The organism is Pseudomonas sp. GW822-FHT01E03, assembly GCF_058802985.1.
Window position 1 is genome coordinate 222957 of record NZ_JBXAOQ010000001.1, and the last position, 25895, is coordinate 248851.

Sequence of the window (25895 nt, forward strand, 5' to 3'; positions counted from 1 at the left end):
ATGAACGCCAGCCTGCCGCCCGAGCCGGGCATCCGTGTCAGCCTCGCCGACCTGATCGAGATGCGCCATCGCGTGCGCGAAGTGCAGCTGTTTTCCACGCCTGGCCAACGCAGCCCGCTGATCGGCCTGCACCATTCCAAATTGCGCGGGCGTGGCGTCGACTTCGATCAGGTGCGGGTCTATCAGGCCGGCGACGATGTGCGCACCATTGACTGGCGCGTGACCGCGCGCACCCAGGAGCCCCACACCAAGCTGTTCCACGAAGAACGTGAGCGGCCGATTTTCATCATGGTCGAACAAAGCCACCGGCTGTTTTTCGGGTCGGGCCTGATGTTCAAGTCGGTGCTCGCCGCCCAGGCCGCGAGCCTGATCGGTTGGGCAGCCCTGGGCCACAACGACCGGGTCGGTGGGCTGGTGTATGGCGACAATGAGCACTATGAAATCAAGCCTCGGCGCAGCAAGCAAAGCCTGCTGCAGTTGCTCAACCGGCTGGTGCGGGTCAACCGGTCGCTGACCACCGAAGGCGAGCCGGACCGCGACGCCTTTGGCATTGCCTTGCGCCGAGCACGTGAGGTGTCACGTCCGGGCAGCCTTGTCATTGTGATTTGCGACGAACGCGCGCTATCGGAAAGCGCCGAGCAACAGCTGAGCCTGTTATCGCGTCATTGCGACCTGTTGCTGCTGCCGGTGTCCGATCCGCTGGATCATGCCCTGCCCGCCGCCGGCCTTTTACGTTTCGCCGAACGTGGAGCGCAATTGGAACTCGATACGCTGAATTTCGACCTGCGCCAGGCTTACCGGGCCCAGGCTGAAGCGCGTATCGCGCGCTGGGAGCTGCTCGCGCAAAAACTGCGGGTGCTGATGATGCCGTTGAGCACTCAGAGCGAGATGGTCGAGCAACTGCGCGAGTACCTGAACCCACAGAAACCGGGGAAAGGTCGATGAGCAGCCTTGATCAACTGCAACCACTGATATCCCCGCCACCGGTGGAATTCTGGCCTCCGGCACCGGGTTGGTGGTTGCTGCTTCTGTTGGTGCCGCTGATCGGTTTGGGCCTGTGGAAGCTGCGTCGCTTTATTCCGGACAGGCGCCCCGTGGCGCGTGCAGAACAGCCGCTTGACCCGGTGCGTCTTGCTGCCCTGGCGGAGCTGGCCTTGATGCCCAAACCCTACGACGGTGCGCCGGCCGGTGCCTGGCTGCAGCAACTCAACGGTTTGCTCAAACGCCTGTGCCGCAACCACTACCCCTACAGCCAGAGCCACACCCTCAACGGGCGAAAATGGCTGGCGTTCCTCGACAATCGCTGCCCGGCCGCCGGCCTGACTCGCTGGATGGTGCTGGTCGAAGGCGCCTACAAACCCGAATGCAAACTCGACGACAAGGCCATCGCCGGCCTGACCCAGGCCGTCGACACATGGATTCGCAAGCATGTTTGAGTTCGCCTGGCCGTGGATTTTTGCCCTTCTGCCGCTGCCGTGGCTGATGCGCATCGTATTGCCGGTGGCCGACAGTGGCGAACCGGCGCTCAAGGTCAGCTTCCTCAGCGACCTGGAAGGCCTCGCCGGGCGTCGCGCCCGGGCCAACCTGCCGGCATGGCGCCAGCAGGCACCGTTCATAGTGCTGTGGCTGTTGCTGCTGGTCGCGGCGGCCCGCCCGCAATGGCTCGGCGAACCCTTGCCGATTGCCGCCAGTGGCCGTGACTTGCTGGTGGCGGTGGACGTTTCCGGTTCCATGGACTTCCCTGACATGCAGTGGCAGGACGAAGAAGTGAGCCGACTGGCGTTGGTCCAGCACCTGCTCGGCGATTTCCTCGAAAGCCGCGAAGGTGACCGGGTCGGACTGATCCTGTTCGGTAGCCAGGCCTACCTGCAGGCGCCGCTGACCTTCGACCGCCACACCGTGCGCGTCTGGCTCGATGAAGCGCGTATCGGCATTGCCGGCAAAAACACCGCCATCGGCGATGCTATCGGCCTGGCCCTCAAGCGCCTGCGCTCGCGTCCGGCAACAAGTCGCGTGCTGATTCTGGTCACCGACGGCGCCAACAATGGCGGTGAAATCGACCCGTTCACCGCCGCCCGGCTGGCGGCCAAGGAAGGCGTGAAAATCTATCCGATCGGCATTGGCGCCGATCCAGAGCAAAGCGGTTCCGTGGGTTTCCTCGGCGTGAACCCGAGCCTGGACCTCGACGAGCCGTCCCTCAAGGCCATCGCCGAAGTCACCGGCGGTCAGTACTTCCGCGCCCACGATGGCAAGGAACTGCAATCGATCAAGGACACCCTTGACCAACTGGAGCCCGTGACCCAGCAACCGACCCAGGCCCGCCCGGCCCAAGCGTTGTATCACTGGCCGCTGGCCCTGGCGCTGTGGTTGAGCATGCTGCTGCTGGCCCCCGTACTCTGGCCGGACAACCCCTTGCAACGCCTGTTTACCAGGGATCTGTTTTTGCAAACGCAATTGCTGCCTGACTGGCGCCAGCGTCTCAAACGCCTGCGCCTGCGGAGGCGCCGATGAGTGTACTGTGGCCGTACTGGTTCCGCCCCTGGTGGCTGCTGTTGCTGCCGGTGCTTGGCTGGTTGCTCTGGCAACTCTGGCACCGCAAGAAGCGCGCCGGGCGCTGGCAAATGATCCTGCCTGCAGCCTTTCACACGACATTGCTCAGCGGTGGCAGTGGACGTGACAGTAAATTGCCCTGGATCGCCCTCGGTCTCGCGTGGCTGTTGACCGTGCTCGCCCTGCTGGGTCCGGGCTGGCAGCGTGTCGAGCAGACCAGTCAAAAGCCCGCCGATCCGCTGGTGGTGATTCTCGAGCTGACCCCGGAAATGCTCGCCACCGACGTCACACCCAACCGACTCGAACAGGCACGACGCAAGGTGCTTGATCTGCTGCAGATTCGCAGCGACGCGCAAACCGCCATCGTCGTCTACGCCGGCAGTGCCCACACACTGGTGCCGCTGTCAGATGATCTTTCCACCAGCCGCAATCTGTTGGATGCACTGAAACCGTCATTGATGCCAGCGGCCGGTCATCGCGCCGATCTGGCGGTGCTCAAGGCCCTGGCGTTGCTCGAACAGGCTGCTTTGGGCGATGGCCGGATCCTGCTGATTGGATCGTCCCTGACCGACCAGGAGCGACTGGGCATCCGTCGCGCGCTGAACGGCAAATCGACTCAATTTTTGATGCTCGGCATCGGCACCGCCGAAGGCTCGCCGATCACCCAGGAAGACGGCAGCTTCCTCAAGGATGAACAAGGCGCCATTCTCGTGCCGCGCCTGGACGAGCCCGGCTTGAAAAATTTTGCCAACGACCTGGATGGGCGCTATCGCCAGGCGCGCCTGGACGATAGCGACCTGCACGCCCTTGGCCTGCTCGACGGTCCACGCCACTTGCGCAACGACGGTCAGACCTTGCGCCTGGACACCTGGGCCGATCAGGGGTACTGGCTGCTGCTGCCACTGCTGCTGCTCGCGGCCTGCGCGGGGCGTCGCGGTTGGCTGCTGTGCCTGCCGCTGCTATTGGCGCTGCCTCAACCGAGCTACGCCTTCGACCTCGCGGACCTTTGGCTGCGACCAGATCAACAAGGCTTGCATTTACTCAAGCAAAAGCGCCCTGCGGAGGCCTCCCGACGCTTCGAAAATCATCAGTGGCAAGGCGTGGCGCTCTATGAGGCCGGCGACTACGCAGGCGCCGCCGAGCGGTTTGCCGAAGGCGACGATGCCCACTCCCACTACAATCGAGGCAATGCCCTGGCCAAAAGCGGTGAGCTGGAGGCAGCCCTGGACGCTTACGAACAGGCACTGGAACGTCAACCGGATTTGCGTCCGGCACTGACCAACAAGGCGCTGGTCGAACGCCTGCTCAAGGAGAAAAATACTCCTCCTGAACCAGACACCGCCAGCAACGCCCGGCCCGAAGCCGAATCGCCGGAGCCACCGCCCGGTGCCGCCGCACAACCCTCGAGCAGCGGCGAACCGAAAACCGAGGGGCAACCGACCCGCCCGGGTGAGGAACAACCACCCACCACACCGCCGGAACCGGGGGGCAACGAGGTTCCGGGCAGCGAACTGGGTGACGAACAACACACCACACCGCCCTTGCGCCCAGCCACCGACAGCATCGAAGGTGAGCAGCGCCAGGCACTGGAGCAATGGCTGCGACAGATCCCGGATGACCCCGGTGAACTGCTCAGGCGCAAATTCTGGTACGAACAGCAACAACATCAGGATCAGGAAGAAACTCGATGACCCGCTTCACCGTTTTATTGCTCGCGCTGCTGCATGGCCTGTTGTTCTGCACCGTACAGGCACAGGCAGCAGAACTGGTCGCCAGTGTTGATCGCAGTCGCCTGAGCTCAGGCGAGACGGTCGAGCTGACCCTGGAATCCAGCGATGTCACTCAGTTCGGCAAACCGGACCTGGCGGCGCTGGAGCCGTTGTTCGAAGTGCGCGGCACACGCCAGGTCAACCAGCTGAACACCCTGAGCGGAGAAAACCAGGCCACCACCCGCTGGATCGTCACCCTCCTGCCCCGGCAAAACGGCAGCGTGGTGATTCCGTCATTGCAACTGGGGGAACTGCAGAGCCAGCCGATCACCCTGCAAGTGGTCGAGAGCGAAACACCGGACGACCCGAACCAGCGGGCCGCGGTGTTCATCGATGCCAGCCTCGATCAAACCAGCGTGTACGTGCAGGCCCAGGCAGTCCTGACCCTGCGCATCTACCATTCGGTGTCGCTGTACGACGACAGCAGCCTGCCACCCTTGCAGATACCTGACGCACGCATCGAACAATTGGGCGACTCACGCACCTACGAAAAGGACATCGACGGCCTGCGCCATGGCGTGATCGAAATGCGCTACGCGATCTACCCGCAACACAGCGGCGAACTGATCATTCCGGCACAGGTTTTCAACGCCGCGCTGGTCGACCCACAACCGGTACAGGACGCAGCCCAGGGGCCAAAAGCCGGCAAGCTGATGCGCGTCACCTCGGCCGAACTGCTGTTGACGGTCAAGGCCAAACCCCTCACCTATCCGGCCGACGCGCCCTGGCTGCCTGCCCGCAGCCTGACCCTGAGCGAAATCTGGAACCCGGAGCCGGATCACACTCAGGTCGGCGATTCGCTGACCCGCAGCCTGACGGTGAAGGCCGAAGGCTTGTCCAGCACCCAACTGCCACCGCTGCCCGGCACCGACGTCGGCGGCCTGCGCCGCTACCCGGATCAACCGGTGCTCGGCAACCAGAACAGCGAACGCGGCCTGGTCGGCAGTCGTGAAGACCGCGAGGCCCTGGTGCCGACAAGGACCGGCGCCATCGAGCTGCCCACCGTCGACGTGGTCTGGTGGAACACCTTCGAAGATCATCTGGAACACAGCAGCCTGCCTGCTCGCACGCTGCACGTGGTGGCCAATCCGAGCCTGCTGGTCGACACCCCGGCCGGCGCCTCACCGATCGATGCCAGCGCCGACAGCGAAGCACACTGGCGCTGGAAGCTCAGTACCTTGATCCTGGCCTGCACCACCCTGCTCGGCTTTGGCCTCTGGTGGCGTGGCCGCTGGCAACCGGCGGTGGCGCGTGTCGCGCAAACCGGCCCGAGCCCGCGCACCGTGCTCGACGACCTCAAGCGCGCCTGCCAGGCCAACGACTCCCACGCCACCCGCCAGGCCCTCGACGCCTGGGCCCGCCAGCAGCCGGAAACCCTGGCCGACATGGCCGCCCGCTTCGTACCTCTGTCCGATGCCCTCGACGGCCTGAACGGCGCGCTGTACAGCGAAACCGGCCAGTACTGGCAAGGTGACGAACTGTGGCGGGCGATCAAGGCGATCCCGATGGCCGAACGGGTTCAGGACCCTGTCGGTGACAGTGGGTTGCCGCCGCTTTATCCCAAGTAAACAGCGGCCTGGCGACAAAGATGCATTTGTGGCGAGGGGGCTTGCCCCCGTTCGGGCGCGAAGCGGCCGTAAATCCGGGCGGCTCGGTGTACCAGAAAAAAATCTGGGGCCGCTCCGCAGCCCAACGGGGGCAAGCCCCCTCGCCACAGGAAAGCCCCCTCGCCACAGGCAGCCGTCCTCGCCACAGAACTCCCTGCCATAAGAAGTTTGGTGTGCAACCACTCCCGACCGGTTTACCAGTAAACTCTTCCCCCTTTCGCCGCCTTCATTTTTCACGCGGCCATTACCTATTTTGTAGCGGAGTTCGCCTTGCGCTTGTTTCACACCTCCGACTGGCACCTCGGGCAGAACCTGCACGGCCAGGATCGCGATTTCGAACACAGCTGTTTTCTCGAGTGGCTGTTGCGTCAATTGAAGCTCGACCAGCCGGATGTGCTGTTGATCGCCGGCGATATCTTCGACACGGTCAATCCGCCGGTCAAAGCCCAGGAGCGTCTCTACGACTTCATCGTCAGCGCCCACGAACAGCAGCCGTTGCTGACCATCGTGATGATTGCCGGCAACCACGATTCCGGCTCGCGGATCGAACTGCCCGCGCCGTTGATGCGCCGCTTGCGCACTCACGCGCTCGGTCGTGTGTTGTGGCTGGATGACGGGCAACTGGATGCCGAGCGTTTGCTGTTGCCGCTGCCGGATGCCAAGGGCAAAACCGTCGCCTGGTGCCTGGCGCTGCCGTTCCTGCGCCCTGCCGAAGTCACCGGTGCGCATCTGGGCGACAACTACCTGCGTGGCATTGGCCAGGTCCATGAATGGCTGATCGAGGCGGCGAACGCAAAGCGCAAGAAAGGCCAGGCACTGATCGCCATCAGTCACGCGCACATGGCGGGCGGTTCGGTGTCGGAAGACTCGGAGCGCAGCCTGATCATCGGCAATGCCGAAGCCCTGCCCGCCAGCCTGTTCGGACCGAGCATCAGTTACGTTGCCCTCGGCCACTTGCACAAGCCGCAGAAGGTCAACGGCGAGGAGCGCATCCGCTACAGCGGCTCGCCGATTCCGTTGTCGTTCTCCGAGATCAGCTATCAGCACCAGATCCTCGACATCAAACTCGATGGCGAAACCCTGGTCAGCGTCGAGCCGAAACTGATCCCCCGCGCGGTCAACCTGCAACGCATCGGCCCGGCGCCATTGAGCGAGATCCTGGTGCAACTGGCAGACCTGCCGAACATCGACCTGTTGGCCGACATCCAGCGCCAGCCATGGCTGGAGGTGCGGGTGCGCCTCGACGAGCCGCAGCCCGACCTGCGCAATCAAGTGGAAACAGCCCTGCAAGGCAAGGCCGTGCGCCTGGTGCGCATCGCCGCCGAGTACGCCGGCAACGGCGGCCGTGACGGTGCCGACGAAGGCAGCACGCTGATCGAACTGGACCAACTCACGCCTCAGGAACTGTTCAGCCGCGCCTGGCAGGACAACTACGGCAGCGAGGTCGACGAGCAGACCCTCAAGGACTTTGCCGAGCTGTTGCAGGACGTGCAGATGGAGAGCGAACAACCATGAAAATCCTCGCGATCCGCCTGAAAAACCTCGCCTCCCTGGCCGGGCCATTTGAAATCGACTTCACCGCCGACCCCCTGGCCAGTGCCGGACTGTTCGCCATCACCGGCCCCACCGGCGCTGGTAAAAGCACCTTGCTCGATGCCCTGTGCCTGGCGCTGTTTGGCGCCGTACCGCGCCTGAACAACACCGGGCGCGACGCCAAGGTGCCGGACGCCGACGGCGAAATCGCTACTGGCGACCCGCGCACCCTGCTGCGTCGCGGCACGGGTGAAGGCTATGCGGAAGTGGATTTCGTCGGCGTCGACGGCCGCCGCTACCGCGCCCGCTGGGAGGCCAATCGCGCCCGGGACAAGGCCGCTGGCAAGCTGCAGGCCAGCCGCCAGAGCTTGCGTGACATCGATCAGGATCAATTGCTCGCCAGCCAGAAAGGCGAATACAAGACTCAGCTCGAAGCCGCGCTGGGGCTGAATTTCGAACAATTCACCCGCGCGGTGATGTTGGCGCAAAGCGAGTTCAGCGCGTTCCTCAAGGCCGACGACAACGACCGCAGCGAACTGCTGGAAAAACTCACCGACACCGCGCTCTACACTCGCCTCGGTCGTCGGGCCTTCGACAAGACCAAGGAGGCCCGCGAGACGCACAAGCTGCTGCAGGATCAGGCCAGCGGGGTAACGCCGCTGTCACCCGAAGCCCGTGCGGAACTGGATGAGCGCTTCAGCCAGGCGCAGCAACAACTCAAGACCCAACAGGCACAACTCAAGCAGCTTGAACTGCAGGACACCTGGCTCAAGGACCTGCGTCGATTGCAGGACGAGCATCTGGCCGCCAGCGAACAACTGCAATCGGCGCAGACCCACTGGGAGGCCTTGACCAGTGAGCGTTTGAGGCTCACCCGTCTCGAACAGCTGGCCCCGCAACGGCACCAGTTCGCCCGTAAAGCCGAGGTCGACGCGCTGCTGACACCCTTGGCGGCGCAAATTGCCTTGCAGACACAGCAACATGGTGAACTCGGTGAGCGCCAGACGCTGCTTGAGCAACAGCTCGGCAGCGCCCGGATCGCCTTGAGCGAAACCCAACAGCGACAAGCCGACAGCGCGCCGTTGCTGCGGCAGGCCTTCGAAGCCCAAAGCACCCTCGCCCGCCTGGCCAAGGACACCGCCCTCAGCGCCGAAGCCAGGCAACAGGCGCAACAGGCCTGCACCCAGGGCCAGGGCACGATTCAGACCTTGCTCGATCAGCAAGCCCGAGGCGCCGGGGACTTGCAGCGCATCGCCACCGGGCTTGAGCAAAGCACGCATCTGGCACCGCTGAGCGATGCCTGGAATGCCTACCGTGATCGCCTGCAACAGTTGATGCTGATCGGCAATCGACTGAATCAGGGCCAGGCCGAACTGGCCAGCCTCGAACAAAACGCCGCGAGCACCGACCAGGCGCTCACCGCGCAGAAGCAGCAACTGGAGGTGCTGTTCAAGGAGGCCGGTGCCGAACCGGATGCCGTCGCCGAACAGATCGGCATCCTGGGTAGCCTGTTGCAGGACAACCGCAAGCAACTGCGCGCCGTCGAAGACCTTGCGCGCCTGTGGGCCAGCCAGCAGGACCTGGACAAACGCAGCGCCGAGCTGCAACAGCGCCAGCTCACCGCGCAGCAGGAACGTGAACGCCTGACCCAGGACGGGGTCAAGGCCAAGGCTGATCTGAGCGTTGCCGAACAGACCCTCAACGTCACTCGCGAACTGCTGGAGCGTCAGCGTCTGGCGCGCAGTGCCAGTGTCGAAGAGCTGCGCGCGCAGTTGCAGGACGATCAGCCATGCCCGGTCTGCGGCAGCAACGAGCATCCCTATCATCAGCCCGAAGCCCTGCTGCAAAGCCTCGGTCGTTTTGATGAAAGCGAACAGGCCAACGCGCAAAAGGCCGTCGACCTGCTCAAGGAAAAACTCACTGACCTGCGTGCCGAAGTCGGCGGGCTGATCGCCCAGCAAAAGGAACTGCTGCAACAGCAGGAGCAACTGGCGACCCAGCAGCAAGCCCTCGCTCCGAGCCTGGAAGCGCACCCGCTGGCGGCCCAACTGCTGAATCAGGATGCCGCCAAACGCGATGCCTGGCTCGTCCAGCAAAACAGTCAGCTCAACCAGAGCATCAGCCAGGACGAGCAACGGCAGAGCGCGCTGCTCACCCTGCAACAGGATGCCGCACGCCTGACCCAGCAACTGCGCCATGCCGAAACCGCGCACCAGCAAGCGGCCCAGCACCTGAGCAATCAACAGCGCGAATTGAACAACGACCGCCAGCGTCTGGACGAAGAACTCAAGGCATTCGCCAACCTGCTGCCAGCCGAAACCCTGCAAGCGCTGCGCGTCGAACCGGCCGCGACTTTCATGCAGCTCGACCGGCAGATCGCCGAGCGCCTGGCGCAACTCGAACAACAAAAGGAAGAACTGGCCGAGCAGCAACAGCGCCAGCAACACCTGGAGAAGGAACAGGATCGCCAGCAAAGCCGCGTGCAGCAATTGCAGGCCGCCGAACAGCAGTTCACCGGGCTGGCCGAGCAGCAACAGGCGAGCCAGCACACACTCGGGCAATTACTCGGCGAACACAGCAGCGCCGAGCATTGGCAGCAGCAACTGGAACAGACCGTGGAACAGGCGCGCAGCGCCGAAGCCAGCACTGCGCAGACGTTGCAAAGCGTCGTCACGCAGTCAGTGCAAATCGCCGCCGAGCTCAAGGCCCAGCGGGAACGCTTGCATGCACTGGAAGGCGAAGAACTTGAGCTCGCTGGCAAGATCGGCGACTGGCGTGCCCGTCATCCCGAGCTGGATGACGGCGGCCTGGAAAACCTGTTGAGCGTCGACGACACCCAGGTCAGCGAACTGCGCCAGCGCTTGCAGCACAGCGAGAAAGCTATCGAACAGGCCAACGTCCTGGTACAGGAGCGCAACAAACACCTGCTCAATCATCAGGCACAACAGAACGGCAATCTCGATGCCGAGCAATTGGCCAGTGCGCTGATCGACCTGCAAAACCTCGCTGCCACCAGCGAGCAACACTGCGCCGAACTGCGCGCCGAGCAAGCCGAGGACCAGCGCCGGCAGAACGCCAATCAGGCCCTGGCGCAGCAGATTGCCGACGCCTACAACGAGTATCAACGCTGGGCACGCCTGAATGCGTTGATCGGCTCCGCCACCGGCGACACCTTCCGCAAGATCGCCCAGGCCTACAACCTCGACCTGCTGGTGCATCACGCCAACGTGCAATTGCGCCAACTGGTGCGCCGCTATCGCCTCAAGCGCGGCGGCAGCATGCTCGGGTTGCTGGTGATGGACACGGAAATGGGCGACGAACTGCGCTCGGTGCACTCACTGTCCGGTGGCGAGACCTTCCTGGTGTCGCTGGCGCTGGCCCTCGGTTTGGCGTCGATGGCGTCGAGCACGTTGAAAATCGAGTCGCTGTTCATCGACGAAGGCTTCGGCAGCCTCGATCCCGAATCCCTGCAACTGGCCATGGATGCCCTCGACGGCTTGCAGGCCCAGGGCCGCAAGGTCGCGGTGATTTCCCACGTACAGGAAATGCATGAACGGATTCCGGTGCAGATTCAGGTCCGGCGCCAGGGCAACGGCCTGAGTACCCTGGAGGTGAAATGAACACGCTGTATTCCTTCCGCCGCTGCCCGTACGCCATGCGCGCACGCATGGCCCTGCGTTATTCGGGAGTGGCCGTGGACATCGTCGAAGTCAGCCTGAAGGCCAAGCCCGCCGAGATGCTCGCACTGTCGGGCAAAGGCACGGTACCGGTGCTCAGCGCCGATGGCCGGGTGATCGACGAAAGCCTCGACATCATGCGCTGGGCCCTGGCTCAGAACGATCCGCAGGACTGGTTGCTCAAGGATGATCCTGTCGCAGCGGAGCAAATCGCCCCTTTGATTGAACAGAACGATCAGGTGTTCAAGGTGCACTTGAATCGCTACAAGTACGCGGACCGTTATCCCGAGCAGCCGATGGAGGTTTATCGCAGCGAGGGTGAGGTGTTCCTGCGCAGGCTGGATCAGTTGCTGGAAGGGCGCGACTATTTGCTGGCGGACCATCCGAGCCTGGCGGATGTGGCGTTGATGCCATTCGTACGACAATTCGCCCATGTCGATCGCGAATGGTTCGGGCAGACGCCTTACCTGCGCTTGCAGGCATGGCTACAGCGGCTTTTGGAGTCGGACCTGTTCACATCGATCATGAAGAAATAACCATCCCCTGTAGGAGCCAGCCTGCTGGCGAAGGTGTGTCAGTTGACGCTGTGGTGCCTGATACACCATCGCCAGCAGGCTGGCTCCTACAAAGGTCCGTGGTGCGTCGAAGACTCAGGCCAGCACCTGACACATCCCGATGGCCGAGCAATCGACCTGGAACGGGCCGAAAACCACACCTTCACTCCTGATCGGCGGATTGCCGGCCAGCATGCCCTGGGCATTGGCGTTTTCGATGCTGCGGGCAATGTTGTGATTGGCTTCGATGGCCCGTGCCACCGAGCCTGCCGAGCCCTGTCCGATCCCCAACAGGGAGGATCCATTGGTCATGAACGCCAGGAAGGCGATGACCCAGAGTCTGTGCCCTTTCATGCGCCGACGACTCCCGCGAGTTCGGCCTGATCAACGCTGGCGTTTTGCGCACGGTGTTCAAACTGGATGCCGGGATGAGCGACCTGGATCGGCGCCTCGAAGGTGGATTGCGACTGCGCTGAAAGGCTGACCAGCAGCACCATGGCAAGGTAAAGACCGATTGCCACATAGGCGCCGTGTTTGGCAGAAGTGAGAATTGCGCTGGCCATGATGTTCTCCGCAGGCATGTTTCAATGCCCACAGAATCGATCAAAAAAGCCGGGTTAACCACTCAGGGATATCCATAGTGACCATCAACTTCATTGATCATTAAGCCAGACTATTTCAGTCTTCAATAAAACTCATCAAGCGCTCGCGCGCAGCATCCGGCTCACTCGGAACAGGGTCGGCTGCCGACAGAATGGGGGTGGAATAGAGAAAAAGTAGAACCAATGCCAGACGCGTCACCATGCTGTCGATCCTTGCCGTGAGGAGGAGTCAAAAAATCAGCGTCAATTTAAACTCATGGCAATGTGATATCAAGCGCGACATTGATGGCAAAGTGATGCTGTCGCAAATGCGTTATGCAGGAGCGACATCACTCTGATCGTTTTCAACACCTGTTTTTCAACATCAGGCTCTTCGATCATCAGTGACTTCGCTCCTGCATAAAGGCAGGGCTGACGTTCAGGCTTGGGTTTTGTGATCCAGCGCGGCGTAGAAGTTGGCGCTCTGTTGCAGGTACTTCGGGGTGTAGCTCTGGGTGTGGGCTTTTTTGTCGCTGATTTCAACGTTGGCACTGGCTGGCAGCGCAACGGTGGCGGAAATGGCGGAAGCGGCGATGACAGAGAAGATGTTGAAGTTCATGGCAGTATTCCTCGGATTCGGTTGGCTTGCTTGCCCGGTGGGGCTGTGAAGCAAACTTAACCCTCGAGGGTTCGTGCCTTGAAATGCTTTGTAGCAGTACCAGATATCAGCGTCATTGATAAAAGCAGGCAGGCCCCATCAACCGGGGCCTGCGGCTTATTGACGCAGCAGAAACCTGAGGTCGCTCGGGGCATCCATCGGCAGTTTTTGCACGGTCTTGCCCAGCAGACCGGTCCTGACGTCGCGTTCGACGACGACAATCTGGTTGCTCTTCTGGTTGGCGATCAACAGGAATTTGCCGCTCGGATCGAGGCTGAATTCCCGTGGATGATCGCCCTCCACCGCCCGCCGTTGCAGCTCACTGAGGTGGCCGGTCGCCGGATCGATGGCAAACACCAGCAGTTGATTGGCCGTGCCACGGTTGCTGACGTAGAGGAACTTGCCATCAGCCGAGGCATGCAACGCCGCCGCAGCCTTGTCCGATACCGGTTGCCCGGCAGCCAGATCGATCATCTGCGTCTGTTCGAGTTGGCCGTCGTGGTAATCGAACACCGCCACTTGCGCGCTCATTTCCATGGTCAGCCAGGCATGTTTGCCATCGGCACTGAACAGCAGGTGGCGCGGCCCGCTGCCCGGCGGCAGTTGCACGAATGCCGGGGTGGCCGGGGTCAACGGCAGTTCCGGGTTGGCCTTGGGGTCGAAGCGGTAGGCAAACACCTTGTCGGCGCCCAGGTCATTGGCGAACACGTATTTGCCGTCCGGCGACGGGATCGTCGAGTGCACGTGGGCCGAGGCCTGGCGTTCGGGATTGACCCGGCTCGCCGGGTGGCTGCTCATCTGCACCACCGGTTTGAGCTTGCCATCGGCCGCCACCGGCAATACCGCCAGGGTGCCGCCCGGGTCTTCGGCCACCGAGTAATTGCTGACATACAAATGGCTGCCATCGATGCTGAGGCTGGAATGGGTCGGCTCGTTGCCCAGGCTTTGCACCTGGCTGACCAGGCTCAGCGCGTGGGTCTTGGGATCGATCGCGAAACTGCTGACGCGTCCTACCGGATCGGTCTGACCCGGGCCGTTTTCGTTGACCACGAACAGCTGTCGCTGATCCTTCGACAGGGTCAGCCACGACGGGTTTTCGCTCTTGAGCACTTGCAGGGGGCTGGCATCGATCTGTCCGGTGCGGCTGTCGAACGCCAGGCGGTAGATGCCCTGGCTTTGACCGGCTGTGTAGGAGCCCACCAGCAGTTGATAGTCCTCGGCGGATGCGACCTGAACGCCCATGGCGCCGATGCTGCCGGCCATCAACAGTGGCCAGAGGTTACGCATCGTCTTGGTCGTCTTCTTCGTTGTCACCGCTGACGACATCGCCCAGGCACACCAAACGGTGTTCACCCGAGTCACCGGTGATCAACCAGCTTTGCAGCGTAGAGTCGAAGGTCGCGGCCTGGACCTGCGCCGGAGTGAACTCCCAGTGTTTGGCCGCACGGCCATCCATGCATTCAATGTGCAGGTTATCGAACTCGTCGAGGGCGAATTCGAAGGCATGCAGCCCGTCGATCTCCACCATTCCGCAGTGTTCGAGGGCATTGAGCAAGGTGTCGGTTGGGGAAGTCATGGCAATCAATCTTTGAATGAGAAAGACGCAATGATAGCTCATGCACCCGACCAAAGTTTCACACAAACCTGTGGGAGCGGGCTTGCTCGCGAAAGCGCAGTGTCAGCCAACAGAGATGTTGAACGATAAACTGCATTCGCGAGCAAGCCCGCTCCCACAGGGGTTGTGGTCAGCCGCTAGAGTGCCTCGCGGGACGACTGCCCATCCACCAGTCGCTGGATGCGCAGCGGATTGCCGTTCTTCAGCGCATCCGGCAGCAAGCTGTCCGGGTAGTTCTGGAAGCACACCGGGCGCAGGAAACGATCGATGGCCAGTGTGCCCACCGAGGTACCGCGCGCATCGGACGTTGCCGGGTAAGGCCCGCCGTGGACCATCGAATCGCAGACTTCCACGCCCGTCGGATAGCCATTGAGCAGGATGCGTCCGACCTTCTGCTCCAGCAACGCCGTCAGCCCGGCGAACTGTTCGAAGTCTTCCGGCTCGCCAATGACGGTGGCGGTCAACTGGCCGTGCAGGCCATTCAGGGCGGCCATAAGTTGCCCATGATCGGCCACTTCAACCACCACCGTGGTCGGACCGAACACTTCCTCCTGCAGCACTTCATCGCCATCGAGCAGCAGGCTGACATCGGCCTTGAACAGCTGCGGCTGTGCCTGATTGCCCTGTTGCGGATTGCCGGCCAGGTGCTCAATCCCCGGATGCGCGAGGAGTTTTTGCAAGCCTTGACCATAGCTGCTCAAGGTGCCGGCGTTGAGCATGGTTTGCACCGGCTGGTCGCCCATCAACCCGGCCACTTGCTGCACAAAGGCACTGAACGGCGCTGAGCGAATGCCGATCACCAGGCCCGGATTGGTGCAGAACTGGCCGCAGCCCTGAACCACCGACGCCGTTAGATCCCGGGCGACCGTGTCGGCCCGCGCCTGCAACGCCTCGGGCAAGACGATCACCGGGTTGATGCTCGACATCTCGGCGAACACCGGAATCGGTTGTGCACGGGCCGCGGCCATGTCGCACAAGGCACGACCGCCCTTGAGCGAACCGGTGAAACCAACGGCCTGAATCGCCGGATGCTTGACCAGCGCCTCGCCGACGCCACCGCCGTAGATCATGTTGAACACGCCGGCCGGCATCCCGGTTTTCTCGGCGGCTCGAAGGATCGCGTCAGCCACCCATTCAGCCGTGGCCATGTGACCGCTGTGGGCCTTGAACACCACCGGGCACCCGGCGGCCAGCGCCGAGGCGGTATCGCCGCCGGCGGTAGAGAACGCCAGCGGAAAATTGCTGGCACCGAACACTGCCACAGGTCCCAAGCCGATACGGTATTGACGCAAGTCCGGACGCGGCAACGGTTGACGCTCCGGCAATGCCCGGTCGATCCGTGCGCCGTAGAAATCACCGCGACGCAGGACTTTGGCAAACAGACGCATCTGCCCGCTGGTGCGTCCACGCTCACCTTGAATCCGGCCGGCGGGTAGCGCCGTCTCGCGGCAGACCACACCGAAAAAATCATCACCGAGGGCATCCAGTTCATCGGCAATGGCCTCGAGAAACTGCGCCCGTCGCTCCGCGCTCAGACTGCGATAGGCCGGATACGCGGCCGCCGCCGCGGTGGCCGCCGCAGCGACTTCCTGCGCTGTCGCCTGATAAAAATCGTGGGGCAAAGCCTCGCCCGTTGTTGCATCGACACTCTGCAACTTGATGCTGCCGGCGGCGCTGCGCTGGCCGCCGATGTAGTTGTGACCAAGGATCCGGGTCATGGGTAACTCCTCAAAGTGTGCCGACGGTGCCGGGCTCGAAAGCCGCTGCGACCGGTGCGATGCCGTTGATCAATGGCGCGCCGAATTCAGCCTGGGTGATCTCGAACACGTCACCCGGTTGCGTGCGAATGCCATCGGCAAAGGACAGGGTCGCCGTGCCGAAGAAGTGAATGTGCACGTCCCCCGGGCGCAGGAACTGGCTGTACTTGAAATGGTGGAATTCGAGGTTGGCGAGGCTGTGGCACATGTTCGCCTCGCCACTGAGAAACTCGTTCTGCCACAGCACTTCGCCGTCGCGCAGGATGCGGCTGGTGCCCGCCAGATGCTGCGGCAGTTCGCCAACCCGCAGTTCCGGGCCATAGCTGCAGCTGCGCAGTTTCGAGTGGGCCAGGTACAGGTAGTTCTTGCGCTCCATGACGTGGTCGGAGAACTCGTTGCCCACGGCAAAACCCAGGCGATACGGCTTGCCGTCGTGACCAATCACGTACAGGCCAGCGATCTCCGGCTCTTCGCCGGCATCTTCGGCAAACGGCGGCAGGGGAAACGGCTGGCCCGGCCTGACGACGATGCCGCCATCGCCTTTGTAGAACCACTCTGGCTGCACACCGGCTTCATCCACCGCCGGCTTACCGCCCTCCACGCCCCATTTGAAGATGCGCATGGTGTCGGTCATCGCGGTTTCATCGCCACTTTGCTGGTGCATCTTGTCCCGGGCCGAGGCGCTGCCCAGATGCGTCAGGCCCGTGCCGCTGATCAGCATGTGCGCCGGGTCCGCATGGTCCAGGGGCGGCAGGATGCGCCGTTGCGTCAGCAGTTGGGTGTAGTCATGGCTGATACCCAGCCCCAGGCTCTGTACCTGTTGCTCAAGGCTTGCGCCCGCCTCGATCGCCGCCAATGCCAGATCGCGAACGGTGCGCGCGTCCTGTACTTCTCGGACCAGGCCCGCCTCGACCACGCCGACACGACGTTCGCCGTTACTCAATTCGAACTGAACCAAACGCATGAATTTTCTCCTGTTAACCCAGAACCTGGGCAAACACGACTCCCTGTGGGAGCGGGCTTGCCCGCGATGACGGCGGCACATTCAACATTGATGTGCCAGACAGATTGCTATCGCGGGCAAGCCCGCTCCCACAGGGTCCGTGATGATTTGTTGTTTCCTGTCAGGTGCGCGAAGCCCCACGTGCACTTGCTGCAAATTGATCGGCTGGCAGGACGTGTTTGCGTTCCAGCAAGCGATACACCACACCGGTCAACACCAGCCCGAACACCATCACCCCCGACAGGAAGTACAGGCCCGAAGCCAGGTTGCCGGTGTATTCCTTGAGTGCGCCGATCACGAACGGACCGAGGTAGCCGCCGAGGTTGCCCACCGAATTGATCAACGCAATCCCCGCCGCCGCACTGGCACCGGCGAAGAAGCGGCCCGGCAAGGTCCAGAACACCGCCGTGCAGGAGAACAGTGCGAACGCCACCAGGCACAGCGCCGCCAGTTGCAGCACAGGCACCGACAGCCAGGCGCTGAGGAACAGGCCAATCGCACCCAGCACGTAAAGCACGGCGAGGTGGCCGTAGCGGTCGTTCAAGCGGTCGGAACTGCGCGGGATGATCAGCAGACCGACGATGCCAAAGATGTACGGCACCGCCGAGACGAATCCGGTCACCAGGTCGCTGCCGCCGAACTGCTTGATCAGGGTCGGCAGCCACAAACCCAGGCCATAGATGCTCAGGGTCACCGGCAGGTAGAACAGCGCCAGCAGCAGGACGCGCTTGTCCTTGAGGGCGTGCAACGGGTTGCCGTGACGGGTCTGGCCGTAGGCATCCAGATCCTTTTTCAGCTCGCCACTCAGCCAGTCCTTTTCCGCCTGGTCCATCCACTTCACTTGCTGCGGGCCGTCCGGCAGGTAACGCAGCACCGGCCAGGTCAACAGGATCGCCGGGGCACCAATGACGATGAACAGCCACTGCCAGCCGTGCAGCCCCAACACGCCGTCCATGCCCAGCAAGCCACCGGACACCGGGCCGGTGATCATCATTGCGATGGGTTGCGACAGGATGAACAGCCCGAGGATCTTGCCGCGATGGCGCACCGGGAACCATTGGGTGATGTAGTACAGAACGCCCGGGAAGAACCCGGCTTCGGCGGCGCCGAGCAAAAAGCGCATCACATAGAAGCTGTTCGGCCCCTGGACGAAGGCCATGCCGATGGTGATGGCACCCCAGGTGACCATGATCCGCGCGAACCAGCGCCGTGCGCCGAAGCGGTCGAGCATCAGGTTGCTGGGGATTTCCAGCAGGAAGTAGCCGATGAAGAACAACCCGGCGCCAAGACCGTAGGCGGCATCGCCCAGGCCGATGTCTGCGCCCATGTGCAATTTGGCGAAGCCCACCGCGGAGCGGTCCACATAGGCGATCAGGTACAGCAGGATCAGGAAGGGAATCAGTTTCAGCGTGATGCGGCGGATAAGCCGCAGTTCCTGGCTCATGAGAACGGTCTCCGATTGTTGTTGTTATAGAACCTCGGGGGACGCCTCTCGCGAAGAATTCGCCAGGGCCATCCCTCCGTTTGAGCGGACTATATAGTAATACTATTTACTCAACAACACTTCCAAAGCGCACAATTTGCGCTTATGTTACGCCTCAGCTCGAACAATATAGTCATACAATAAGAGAATCGATCATGTCTGATAAGAAACCCACCCTGCGCTCCGCCCAATGGTTTGGCACCGCCGACAAGAACGGCTTCATGTACCGCAGCTGGATGAAGAATCAGGGCATCGCCGACCACCAGTTCCATGGCAAGCCGATCATCGGCATCTGTAACACCTGGTCGGAACTGACCCCGTGCAACGCGCATTTCCGCCAGATCGCCGAGCACGTCAAACGCGGCGTGATCGAGGCCGGGGGCTTCCCGGTGGAGTTTCCGGTGTTCTCCAACGGCGAATCGAACCTGCGCCCTACCGCCATGCTCACCCGCAACCTGGCGAGCATGGACGTGGAAGAAGCCATTCGTGGCAACCCGATCGATGGCGTAGTGCTGCTGACCGGTTGCGACAAAACCACCCCGGCCCTGCTGATGGGCGCCGCCAGTTGCGACGTGCCGGCCATCGTCGTCACCGGCGGGCCGATGCTCAACGGCAAGCACAAGGGCAAGGACATTGGCTCCGGCACCGTGGTCTGGCAGCTCAGCGAACAGGTCAAGGCCGGCACCATCAGCATTGACGATTTCCTCGCGGCCGAGGGCGGCATGTCCCGCTCGGCCGGTACCTGCAACACCATGGGCACCGCCTCGACCATGGCCTGCATGGCCGAAGCGCTCGGCACCTCCCTGCCCCACAACGCGGCGATTCCGGCCGTTGATGCGCGCCGTTATGTGTTGGCGCACATGTCCGGCATGCGTGCCGTGGAGATGGTGCGCGAAGACTTGAAGCTGTCGAAGATCCTCACCAAGGAAGCCTTCGAAAACGCCATCCGCGTCAATGCCGCCATCGGCGGTTCGACCAACGCGGTGATTCACTTGAAAGCCATCGCCGGTCGCATTGGGGTTGAACTGGACCTGGACGACTGGACCCGTATCGGCCGCGACATGCCGACCATCGTCGACCTGCAACCGTCCGGGCGCTTCCTGATGGAAGAGTTCTATTACGCCGGTGGCTTGCCGGCGGTGCTGCGTCGCCTCGGCGAAGCCAACCTGATCCCGAACCCGAACGCCTTGACCGTCAACGGCAAGTCCATCGGCGAGAACACCAGGGACGCGCCGATCTATGGCGAGGACGAAGTGATCCGCACCCTCGACAACCCGATCCGCGCCGATGGCGGCATCTGCGTATTGCGCGGCAACCTGGCACCGCTGGGCGCTGTGCTCAAGCCGTCCGCCGCCACGCCCGAACTGATGCAGCATCGCGGCCGTGCAGTGGTGTTCGAGAACTTCGACATGTACAAGGCACGGATCAACGATCCGGAACTGGACGTGGATGCCAACTCGATCCTGGTGATGAAGAACTGCGGGCCGAAGGGTTATCCGGGCATGGCCGAAGTGGGCAACATGGGCCTGCCGGCCAAGCTGCTGGCCCAGGGTGTGACGGACATGGTGCGTATTTCCGATGCGCGCATGAGTGGCACGGCGTACGGCACGGTTGTGCTGCACGTCGCCCCGGAGGCCGCTGCCGGCGGTCCGCTGGCCGCAGTGAAGGAAGGCGACTGGATCGAACTCGATTGCGCCAGCGGCCGCTTGCACCTGGATATTGCGGACACCGAACTGGCCGCGCGCATGGCCGATCTGCAACCGCCACAGAACCTGATCGTCGGTGGGTATCGTCAGTTGTACATCGACCACGTGCTGCAAGCGGACCAGGGTTGCGACTTCGACTTCCTGGTCGGTTGCCGTGGGGCCGAGGTGCCGCGCCACTCCCACTGACACCCCCCTTGTAGGAGCGAGCTTGCTCGCGATGGACCCGAGACCGCCGCGGGGTGTCAGGTTCCCCACGTTATCGTTGACGTCCATCGCGAGCGAGCTCGCTCCTACAGTCGACTCGCCGCGCCTGCTATCATGCGCGACACCTCTTCGCACAGGACCGTGCCGTTTCCCATGGATTACCGCAAACCCTCCGACCGCAAAAGCATGCACTCGCGCATCGTCCAGGAACTGGGCATGCAGATCGTCTCGGGACGTTTCCTGCCCGACGACAAACTGCCCGCCGAAGCGCTGTTGTGCGAAGAATATGCGGTCAGCCGGCCGGTGCTGCGTGAAGCCACCCGGGTACTGGTCGCCAAGGGCCTGGTGTATTCCCGCCCGCGGGTCGGCACCGTGGTCAAGCCGCGAAAGGACTGGCACATGCTCGATCCGGACGTGCTGCACTGGTTGATGCAGAGCAGTCCGCAGAATCAGTTTTTCGACCTGCTGACCAGCGTGCGCAGCATCATCGAACCGGCCGCTGCCGCCCTCGCCGCGCAATTCGCCACGGAAGCGGATATCGCCTCCATCGGTGAGGCCTACCAACGCATGGAAGCCGCACCGACGCCGGAGGCTCTGTTGCAGCCGGACCTGGACTTCCACAGTCGCATCGCCGACGCCACGCACAACGACTTGCTGGCCAACCTGTGCAACATGCTCTCGGTGGCCATCGCCGAAGCCTTGAAGCATTCGAACCAGCGGCCGAACCTGCATGAACTGGCGCTGCCCCGGCACAAGGCGATCCTGACCGCCATCGAAAACCGCGACGCCCTCGGCGCGCGGCATGCGACGTTGGTGCAACTGGACGATGCCCGCAGCGCGCTGAATGTGGTGCTTGGCAGCGATCCCGCCTGATCACCGAAGAACCCTGTGGGAGCGAGCTTGCTCGCGATGGCGGCCGAATGTTCGATATCAATGCGGCTGACACTCTGCTATCGCGAGCAAGCTCGCTCCCACAGGTTCCAGGGCGAAACCATCGGGCATAAAAAAGCCGCACCCCTGAGGTTGCGGCTTTTTTGTTTCAGCTGTCGATCAGTGGGCGAACAACGAATTGCCCTTCTGCCCCGCCAGTTTCTCCGGCTTGATCAGGAACCGCGCCAGTGCCGGCAACAGCCACAGCGCACCGAACATGTTCCACAGCAACATGAAGGTCAGCATCAGGCCCATGTCGGCCTGGAACTTGATGGCCGAGAAGATCCAGGTGCACACGCCGATGGCCAGGCACAGACCGGTGAACAGCACCGCCTTACCGGTGGACTTCAGTGTCTGGTAGTACGCCTCTTGCAGCGGCAGGCCGGCACGCAGGAAGCTTTCCAGGCGGCTGTAGATGTAGATGCCGTAGTCCACGCCAATCCCCACCCCGAGCGCCACGACCGGCAGGGTCGCCACTTTCACGCCGATACCCATGAAGGCCATCAGGGCATTGCCGAGTACCGAGGTCAACACCAGCGGTAGCACGATGCACAAGGTCGCCGCCCACGAACGGAAGGTGATCATGCACATGACCGCGACGCAGATGTACACCAGGACCAGGATGGTCAGTTCGGACTTCTTGATCACCTCGTTGGTGGCCGCCTCGATCCCGGCGTTACCGGCAGCGAGGATGAACTCCAGGCCTTCCTTGTTGTTTTCCTTGGCGAACTCCTGCACCGCATGTACCGCGCGATCCAGGGTCTCGGCCTTGTGATCGTTGAGGAACACCAGCACCGGCGCCACGGAACAGCTGTTGTTGTACAGGCCGTCAGCGCGAGCAATGGAGTTGTTCAACACATCAGGGTTACGCGACAGGGTTTCCCATTTCAGGTTGCCCTCGTTCATGCCCTTGATCATTTGCTTGGACACGGTCACCAGGGAAATCGCCGACTGCACGCCCTCGGTGTTCTGCATCTTCCACATCAGCTCGTCGATCGGCGCCATGGCTTCGTAGCGCGAACAGCCTTCGGACTTGGTCTTGACCATCACCACCAACACGTCGGAGCTGGTGGAGTAGTTGTTGATGATGAAGTTGTTGTCCTTGTTGTAGCGCGAGTCCGGACGCAGCTCCGGGGCACCCTGGTCGAGGTCGCCGATTTTCAGGTTCTGGCTGTACCACAGGCCGCCGCCAAAGGCGATCAGTGCCAGCAGAATGGAAACCGGGGCCACTTTCGCGCTAGCAAAGTTCGACAACAGGCGCCAGAACGGATGCTCGCGAGTCGCGTCTTTTTTGCTGCGGTCGACGGCACGCTTGCTGATGCCGACATAGGAAATCGCCACTGGCAACAGGATCAGGTTGGTGAACACGATCACCGCCACACCGATGGATGCGCCGATGGCCAGCTCACGGATCACACCGATATCGATGATCAGCAGCGTGATGAAACCCACGGCATCGGCGAGGATCGCGATCATCCCCGGCAGGAACAATTGACGGAAGGTGCGACGCGCCGCCGTCAGGGCGTTGTCCGCCTCACTCGATTGCAGGGCGATCCCGTTGATCTTCTGCACGCCGTGGGAAATACCGATGGCGAAGATCAGGAACGGTACCAACATCGAATAGGGGTCGAGCCCGAAGCCGAAGAAGTGCATCAAGCCCAGTTGCCAGATCACTGCCACCAGCGTCGTGCTCAACACGGCGACGGTACTGCGCAGGCAGTTGGTGAACCACAGCAAGAGGATCAGGGTGATGACGAAGGCAACGCCGAAGAACATCACCACCATCACCAGGCCATCGATGAGGTCACCGACTTTCTTGGCGAAACCGACGATGTGGATCTTCACGTTCGGGTTCTGTGCTTCGAACTTGGTGCGGATCTTGTCCTCAAGCTCGTGGGAGAACTGGCGATAGTCCAGCGCCAGCAGCTTGCCCTGGTCCTGCGGGTCCGGATAGGACTCCAGCAACGGAATGTCGACGATGCTCGATTTGAAATCGTTGGACACCAACCGCCCGACCTGACCCGACTTGAGCACGTTGTTGCGCAACAGATCGAGGCTGGCCTGGGAGCCGTTGTAGCTTTGCGGAATCACTTCACCGCCGGCGAAGCCCTCTTCAGTCACTTCGGTCCAGCGAACGCTGGGGCTCCACAGCGACTTGAGGCCGGAACGGTCGACGCCGGAGATGTAGAACACCTCGTCGTTGATCTGACGCAGGGTCTCCATGTACTCCTTGGAGAAGATGTCGCCATCGGTGGCTTCCACCGAGATCCGCACGGTGTTGCCCAGGTTCGCCAGATCGTTGCGGTGCTCCATCATCTTCTGGATGAAGGGGTGCTCCAGCGGGATCATTTTTTCGAAGCTGGTGGACGGACGGATCAGCGTCGCCTGCCAGAACAGAAAAATACTGACCAGCAGGCAGATCGTGATCACTGCCGGGCGGTTGTTGAAGATCAGGCGCTCGAGGAACGTCGCCTTGTCCTGGTGATGAGTACTCAAGGAAGTCATAGCTCCGCCTTCTTATTATTAACCCGGCTCATTTGCCCGACTCGGTGCCGCTTGGCGAAGTGACGCGAACGCCACCCTGCCCGGCCAGAACCAGATTGCCATTGCCTGCCGCAGTCACTGCCGAGACGGAAATACGGTCCGGACGGTTGACCACCTTGAAGGTTTCGCCGTTGTCACTGCTGCGAATAACCGAACCGCCGTTGCCGACGATCACGATGGAACCATCGTCGAGCAGCGTACCGCCGGACAGCCCGAACTCCAGGTCGCCACGTTCAGCCTTGAGCTCGACCTGGTCCCAGGTCGTGCCGAAATCCGTGGAACGGTAAAGATTGCCGCGCAGGCCGTAGGCCAGCAACGTATTGGACTGCGCCGTACCGATCACGCCGAACAGCGAGCCTTCGTACGGGCCTTCGAGTTTCTCCCAGGTCTGGCCCCAGTCCGCGGAGCGGAACATGCTGCCCTGCTCACCGACGATGAACAGCCCGGCGTCCTTGACCGCGGCGATCGCGTTCAGGTGGTACTGGTCTTCGTTGTCCAGGCGGTCGCTGGCGTCTTCCCAATGCTTGCCACCGTCGGTGGTTTCCATCAGCGAGCCGTAGGCGCCCACGGCAAAGCCGCTGTCGACGTCCTTGAACCAGACATCGAGCAGCGGCGATTCGCGTTTCAGATCTTCGAATTGCTTGGTCCAGGTCGCGCCGCCGTCCTCGCTGGCGAGGATCTGCGCGTCATGGCCGACGGCCCAGCCGTGCATGTCATCGACGAAGAACACCGACGTCAGCAGGGCCCGGGTCGGGACCTTGGCCTGGGTCCAGGTTGCGCCCTGGTCATCGGAATACAGGATGTGCCCACGATCCCCGACCGCCACCAGGCGCTTGCCGGCGTGGACGACATCGAGCATCAGGCTTTTGGCGGCCTTGGCCGATTCAATGGAATAGACAACATCGGATGCTGGCGCCGCCGCGGCCAGCGCAGGCGCCGACAGCATGGCAGAGCCCAACAGCGAGAGCGCTGTGGCCAGCAACGCGAATTTGCGTAATGCCGGCGGGCGGCAGATACCCACACCCATGACAGGCTCACTCATAGACCTTCTCCCATTATTATTGTTAGGTCGTTCAACCTTACTGGGCGCCGCAAGGGTGCGTGTCCGGACCGGCTGTTTCAGAGCATAGTCCTGAAACCCGCAATCCAGAGCCCCTTCGGAAGCTGGCCTATCCTATCGGTGTTTTTTAATGTCTGACAATCGACGCCACGTTATCTTTTGTTAACCGGGGGGATGGGGGTGGGGTTCTGAATGGTTGGGTATCAGGTGGGGTGATTGCGGTTTTGGTGTTTGGTGTTTGGTGTACATATTCGTTGCTGCGGTAACGGCGGCTTTTCCAATCGGCGTACATATCCATTTCTGCGGTAACGGCTGCTGGCGGTTTCGCTCTTACAGCGAGTCCCTTTTTCAAACGCCAAAAAGGAACCAAAAGGCTTCGCCCCGGCGTACGGCACCTCGCCAAGGCTCGGTGATCCCTCGCTACGGTGTCCATCAGGGGGCATCGCCTACGGTCTGCTTCGCGACGACCTCCTCTCGATGTGTTCGACTTCGTCGAACGGCGCTACGCGCCTAACCCCCTGATGAACACCTACGCTCGGCCTGCCGAAGGGGCGAAAGATCAAAAGCCAGATCAAGATCAAAAGCCAAAGCCAAAGCCAAAGCCAAAGCCAAAGCCAAAGCCAAAGCCAAAGCCAAAGCCAAAGCCAAAGCCAAAGCCAAAGCC

General features: G+C 62.2%; 21 protein-coding genes. 10 read left to right on the forward strand and 11 right to left on the reverse strand.

The features are described 5' to 3' along the window. The 8 genes from AC1RP7_RS00950 (at position 1) to AC1RP7_RS00985 (ending at position 11672) form a co-directional block, all read left to right on the forward strand. Positions 1-945, forward strand: coding sequence for a DUF58 domain-containing protein (locus tag AC1RP7_RS00950; protein WP_057715003.1), 945 nt, complete (start codon positions 1-3; stop codon positions 943-945). Beyond that, positions 942-1436, forward strand: a complete 495-nt coding sequence (locus AC1RP7_RS00955; protein WP_349733939.1) for a DUF4381 domain-containing protein — start codon at positions 942-944, stop codon at positions 1434-1436. Before AC1RP7_RS00950 ends, AC1RP7_RS00955 begins: the two co-directional genes overlap by 4 nt. Then, complete coding sequence (locus AC1RP7_RS00960) at positions 1429-2511, forward strand: vWA domain-containing protein (protein WP_159389844.1); 1083 nt, start codon at positions 1429-1431, stop codon at positions 2509-2511. Before AC1RP7_RS00955 ends, AC1RP7_RS00960 begins: the two co-directional genes overlap by 8 nt. Further along, positions 2508-4241 carry a VWA domain-containing protein gene (locus AC1RP7_RS00965; RefSeq protein WP_493180844.1) on the forward strand — a complete coding sequence of 578 codons (1734 nt, stop codon included), beginning with the start codon at positions 2508-2510 and terminating at the stop codon, positions 4239-4241. Before AC1RP7_RS00960 ends, AC1RP7_RS00965 begins: the two co-directional genes overlap by 4 nt. Continuing rightward, positions 4238-5887 (forward strand): BatD family protein, encoded by a 1650-nt coding sequence (locus tag AC1RP7_RS00970; RefSeq protein ID WP_493180843.1) that lies wholly within the window; start codon positions 4238-4240, stop codon positions 5885-5887. The genes AC1RP7_RS00965 and AC1RP7_RS00970 overlap by 4 nt, the downstream gene beginning before the upstream one ends. 309 nt (positions 5888-6196) lie before the next feature. Further along, positions 6197-7441, forward strand: a complete 1245-nt coding sequence (locus tag AC1RP7_RS00975) for an exonuclease SbcCD subunit D C-terminal domain-containing protein (RefSeq protein ID WP_493180842.1) — start codon at positions 6197-6199, stop codon at positions 7439-7441. Next, on the forward strand, positions 7438-11079 hold the full coding sequence (locus AC1RP7_RS00980; protein ID WP_493180841.1) for an AAA family ATPase: 3642 nt from the start codon (positions 7438-7440) through the stop codon (positions 11077-11079). The genes AC1RP7_RS00975 and AC1RP7_RS00980 overlap by 4 nt, the downstream gene beginning before the upstream one ends. Continuing rightward, positions 11076-11672, forward strand: a complete 597-nt coding sequence (locus AC1RP7_RS00985; protein ID WP_492624465.1) for a glutathione S-transferase — start codon at positions 11076-11078, stop codon at positions 11670-11672. The genes AC1RP7_RS00980 and AC1RP7_RS00985 overlap by 4 nt, the downstream gene beginning before the upstream one ends. Positions 11673-11786: 114 nt before the next feature. Here the strand turns inward: AC1RP7_RS00985 and AC1RP7_RS00990 are convergent, their stop codons facing one another. The 9 genes from AC1RP7_RS00990 to AC1RP7_RS01030 form a co-directional block, all read right to left on the reverse strand. After that, entirely contained in the window at positions 11787-12044 is a 258-nt protein-coding gene (locus AC1RP7_RS00990; RefSeq protein WP_090455027.1) for a hypothetical protein, read from the reverse strand. Further along, a complete protein-coding gene (locus tag AC1RP7_RS00995; protein WP_057716614.1) occupies positions 12041-12253 on the reverse strand; it encodes a hypothetical protein in 213 nt (70 codons plus the stop codon). Before AC1RP7_RS00995 ends, AC1RP7_RS00990 begins: the two co-directional genes overlap by 4 nt. Positions 12254-12368: 115 nt before the next feature. Beyond that, positions 12369-12494 carry a hypothetical protein gene (locus AC1RP7_RS01000; RefSeq protein WP_256353340.1) on the reverse strand — a complete coding sequence of 42 codons (126 nt, stop codon included), beginning with the start codon at positions 12492-12494 and terminating at the stop codon, positions 12369-12371. A gap of 216 nt (positions 12495-12710) precedes the next feature. After that, entirely contained in the window at positions 12711-12890 is a 180-nt protein-coding gene (locus tag AC1RP7_RS01005) for a hypothetical protein (RefSeq protein ID WP_057715012.1), read from the reverse strand. Between the two features lie 156 nt (positions 12891-13046). Then, on the reverse strand, positions 13047-14216 hold the full coding sequence (locus AC1RP7_RS01010; RefSeq protein WP_493180840.1) for a lactonase family protein: 1170 nt from the start codon (positions 14214-14216) through the stop codon (positions 13047-13049). Then, positions 14209-14547, reverse strand: coding sequence for a DUF5629 family protein (locus tag AC1RP7_RS01015; protein WP_057715014.1), 339 nt, complete (start codon positions 14545-14547; stop codon positions 14209-14211). The genes AC1RP7_RS01010 and AC1RP7_RS01015 overlap by 8 nt, the downstream gene beginning before the upstream one ends. Positions 14548-14681: 134 nt before the next feature. Continuing rightward, on the reverse strand, positions 14682-16262 hold the full coding sequence (locus tag AC1RP7_RS01020) for an aldehyde dehydrogenase (NADP(+)) (RefSeq protein ID WP_493180839.1): 1581 nt from the start codon (positions 16260-16262) through the stop codon (positions 14682-14684). Positions 16263-16272: 10 nt separating this feature from the next. Continuing rightward, on the reverse strand, positions 16273-17265 hold the full coding sequence (araD1, locus tag AC1RP7_RS01025) for an AraD1 family protein (protein ID WP_493180838.1): 993 nt from the start codon (positions 17263-17265) through the stop codon (positions 16273-16275). 160 nt (positions 17266-17425) lie between these two features. Next, entirely contained in the window at positions 17426-18748 is a 1323-nt protein-coding gene (locus AC1RP7_RS01030; protein ID WP_090455022.1) for an MFS transporter, read from the reverse strand. 194 nt (positions 18749-18942) lie between these two features. On the opposite strand from AC1RP7_RS01030, the gene AC1RP7_RS01035 reads away from it, so the two are divergent. Continuing rightward, positions 18943-20679: an IlvD/Edd family dehydratase gene (locus tag AC1RP7_RS01035; protein ID WP_493180837.1), complete on the forward strand. Its 1737-nt coding sequence runs from the start codon at positions 18943-18945 to the stop codon at positions 20677-20679. Positions 20680-20850: 171 nt separating this feature from the next. Beyond that, complete coding sequence (locus AC1RP7_RS01040; RefSeq protein ID WP_032829613.1) at positions 20851-21570, forward strand: FadR/GntR family transcriptional regulator; 720 nt, start codon at positions 20851-20853, stop codon at positions 21568-21570. Between the two features lie 177 nt (positions 21571-21747). Here AC1RP7_RS01040 and AC1RP7_RS01045 read toward each other — a convergent pair whose 3' ends face one another. Together AC1RP7_RS01045 and AC1RP7_RS01050 are read right to left on the reverse strand one after the other, a co-directional pair. After that, positions 21748-24132 carry an efflux RND transporter permease subunit gene (locus AC1RP7_RS01045; RefSeq protein WP_090455020.1) on the reverse strand — a complete coding sequence of 795 codons (2385 nt, stop codon included), beginning with the start codon at positions 24130-24132 and terminating at the stop codon, positions 21748-21750. Positions 24133-24160: 28 nt separating this feature from the next. After that, positions 24161-25213, reverse strand: a complete 1053-nt coding sequence (locus tag AC1RP7_RS01050) for a WD40/YVTN/BNR-like repeat-containing protein (RefSeq protein WP_057715021.1) — start codon at positions 25211-25213, stop codon at positions 24161-24163. Positions 25214-25895: the final 682 nt, after the last annotated feature.

What these genes read in the sequence shown, in the direction of transcription:
- AC1RP7_RS00965 (WP_493180844.1), top strand. Translation starts at nt 2,508, where the DNA reads ATGAGTGTACTGTGGCCGTACTGGTTCCGCCCCTGGTGGCTGCTGTTG.
- AC1RP7_RS00980 (WP_493180841.1), top strand. Translation starts at nt 7,438, where the DNA reads ATGAAAATCCTCGCGATCCGCCTGAAAAACCTCGCCTCCCTGGCCGGG.
- AC1RP7_RS00950 (WP_057715003.1), top strand. Translation starts at nt 1, where the DNA reads ATGAACGCCAGCCTGCCGCCCGAGCCGGGCATCCGTGTCAGCCTCGCC.
- araD1 (WP_493180838.1), bottom strand. Translation starts at nt 17,265, where the DNA reads ATGCGTTTGGTTCAGTTCGAATTGAGTAACGGCGAACGTCGTGTCGGC.
- AC1RP7_RS01035 (WP_493180837.1), top strand. Translation starts at nt 18,943, where the DNA reads ATGTCTGATAAGAAACCCACCCTGCGCTCCGCCCAATGGTTTGGCACC.
- AC1RP7_RS01010 (WP_493180840.1), bottom strand. Translation starts at nt 14,216, where the DNA reads ATGCGTAACCTCTGGCCACTGTTGATGGCCGGCAGCATCGGCGCCATG.
- AC1RP7_RS01020 (WP_493180839.1), bottom strand. Translation starts at nt 16,262, where the DNA reads ATGACCCGGATCCTTGGTCACAACTACATCGGCGGCCAGCGCAGCGCC.
- AC1RP7_RS00970 (WP_493180843.1), top strand. Translation starts at nt 4,238, where the DNA reads ATGACCCGCTTCACCGTTTTATTGCTCGCGCTGCTGCATGGCCTGTTG.
- AC1RP7_RS01040 (WP_032829613.1), top strand. Translation starts at nt 20,851, where the DNA reads ATGGATTACCGCAAACCCTCCGACCGCAAAAGCATGCACTCGCGCATC.
- AC1RP7_RS01050 (WP_057715021.1), bottom strand. Translation starts at nt 25,213, where the DNA reads ATGAGTGAGCCTGTCATGGGTGTGGGTATCTGCCGCCCGCCGGCATTA.
- AC1RP7_RS01000 (WP_256353340.1), bottom strand. Translation starts at nt 12,494, where the DNA reads ATGGTGACGCGTCTGGCATTGGTTCTACTTTTTCTCTATTCCACCCCC.
- AC1RP7_RS01015 (WP_057715014.1), bottom strand. Translation starts at nt 14,547, where the DNA reads ATGAGCTATCATTGCGTCTTTCTCATTCAAAGATTGATTGCCATGACT.
- AC1RP7_RS00995 (WP_057716614.1), bottom strand. Translation starts at nt 12,253, where the DNA reads ATGGCCAGCGCAATTCTCACTTCTGCCAAACACGGCGCCTATGTGGCA.
- AC1RP7_RS01045 (WP_090455020.1), bottom strand. Translation starts at nt 24,132, where the DNA reads ATGACTTCCTTGAGTACTCATCACCAGGACAAGGCGACGTTCCTCGAG.
- AC1RP7_RS01005 (WP_057715012.1), bottom strand. Translation starts at nt 12,890, where the DNA reads ATGAACTTCAACATCTTCTCTGTCATCGCCGCTTCCGCCATTTCCGCC.
- AC1RP7_RS00955 (WP_349733939.1), top strand. Translation starts at nt 942, where the DNA reads ATGAGCAGCCTTGATCAACTGCAACCACTGATATCCCCGCCACCGGTG.
- AC1RP7_RS00990 (WP_090455027.1), bottom strand. Translation starts at nt 12,044, where the DNA reads ATGAAAGGGCACAGACTCTGGGTCATCGCCTTCCTGGCGTTCATGACC.
- AC1RP7_RS01030 (WP_090455022.1), bottom strand. Translation starts at nt 18,748, where the DNA reads ATGAGCCAGGAACTGCGGCTTATCCGCCGCATCACGCTGAAACTGATT.
- AC1RP7_RS00985 (WP_492624465.1), top strand. Translation starts at nt 11,076, where the DNA reads ATGAACACGCTGTATTCCTTCCGCCGCTGCCCGTACGCCATGCGCGCA.
- AC1RP7_RS00960 (WP_159389844.1), top strand. Translation starts at nt 1,429, where the DNA reads ATGTTTGAGTTCGCCTGGCCGTGGATTTTTGCCCTTCTGCCGCTGCCG.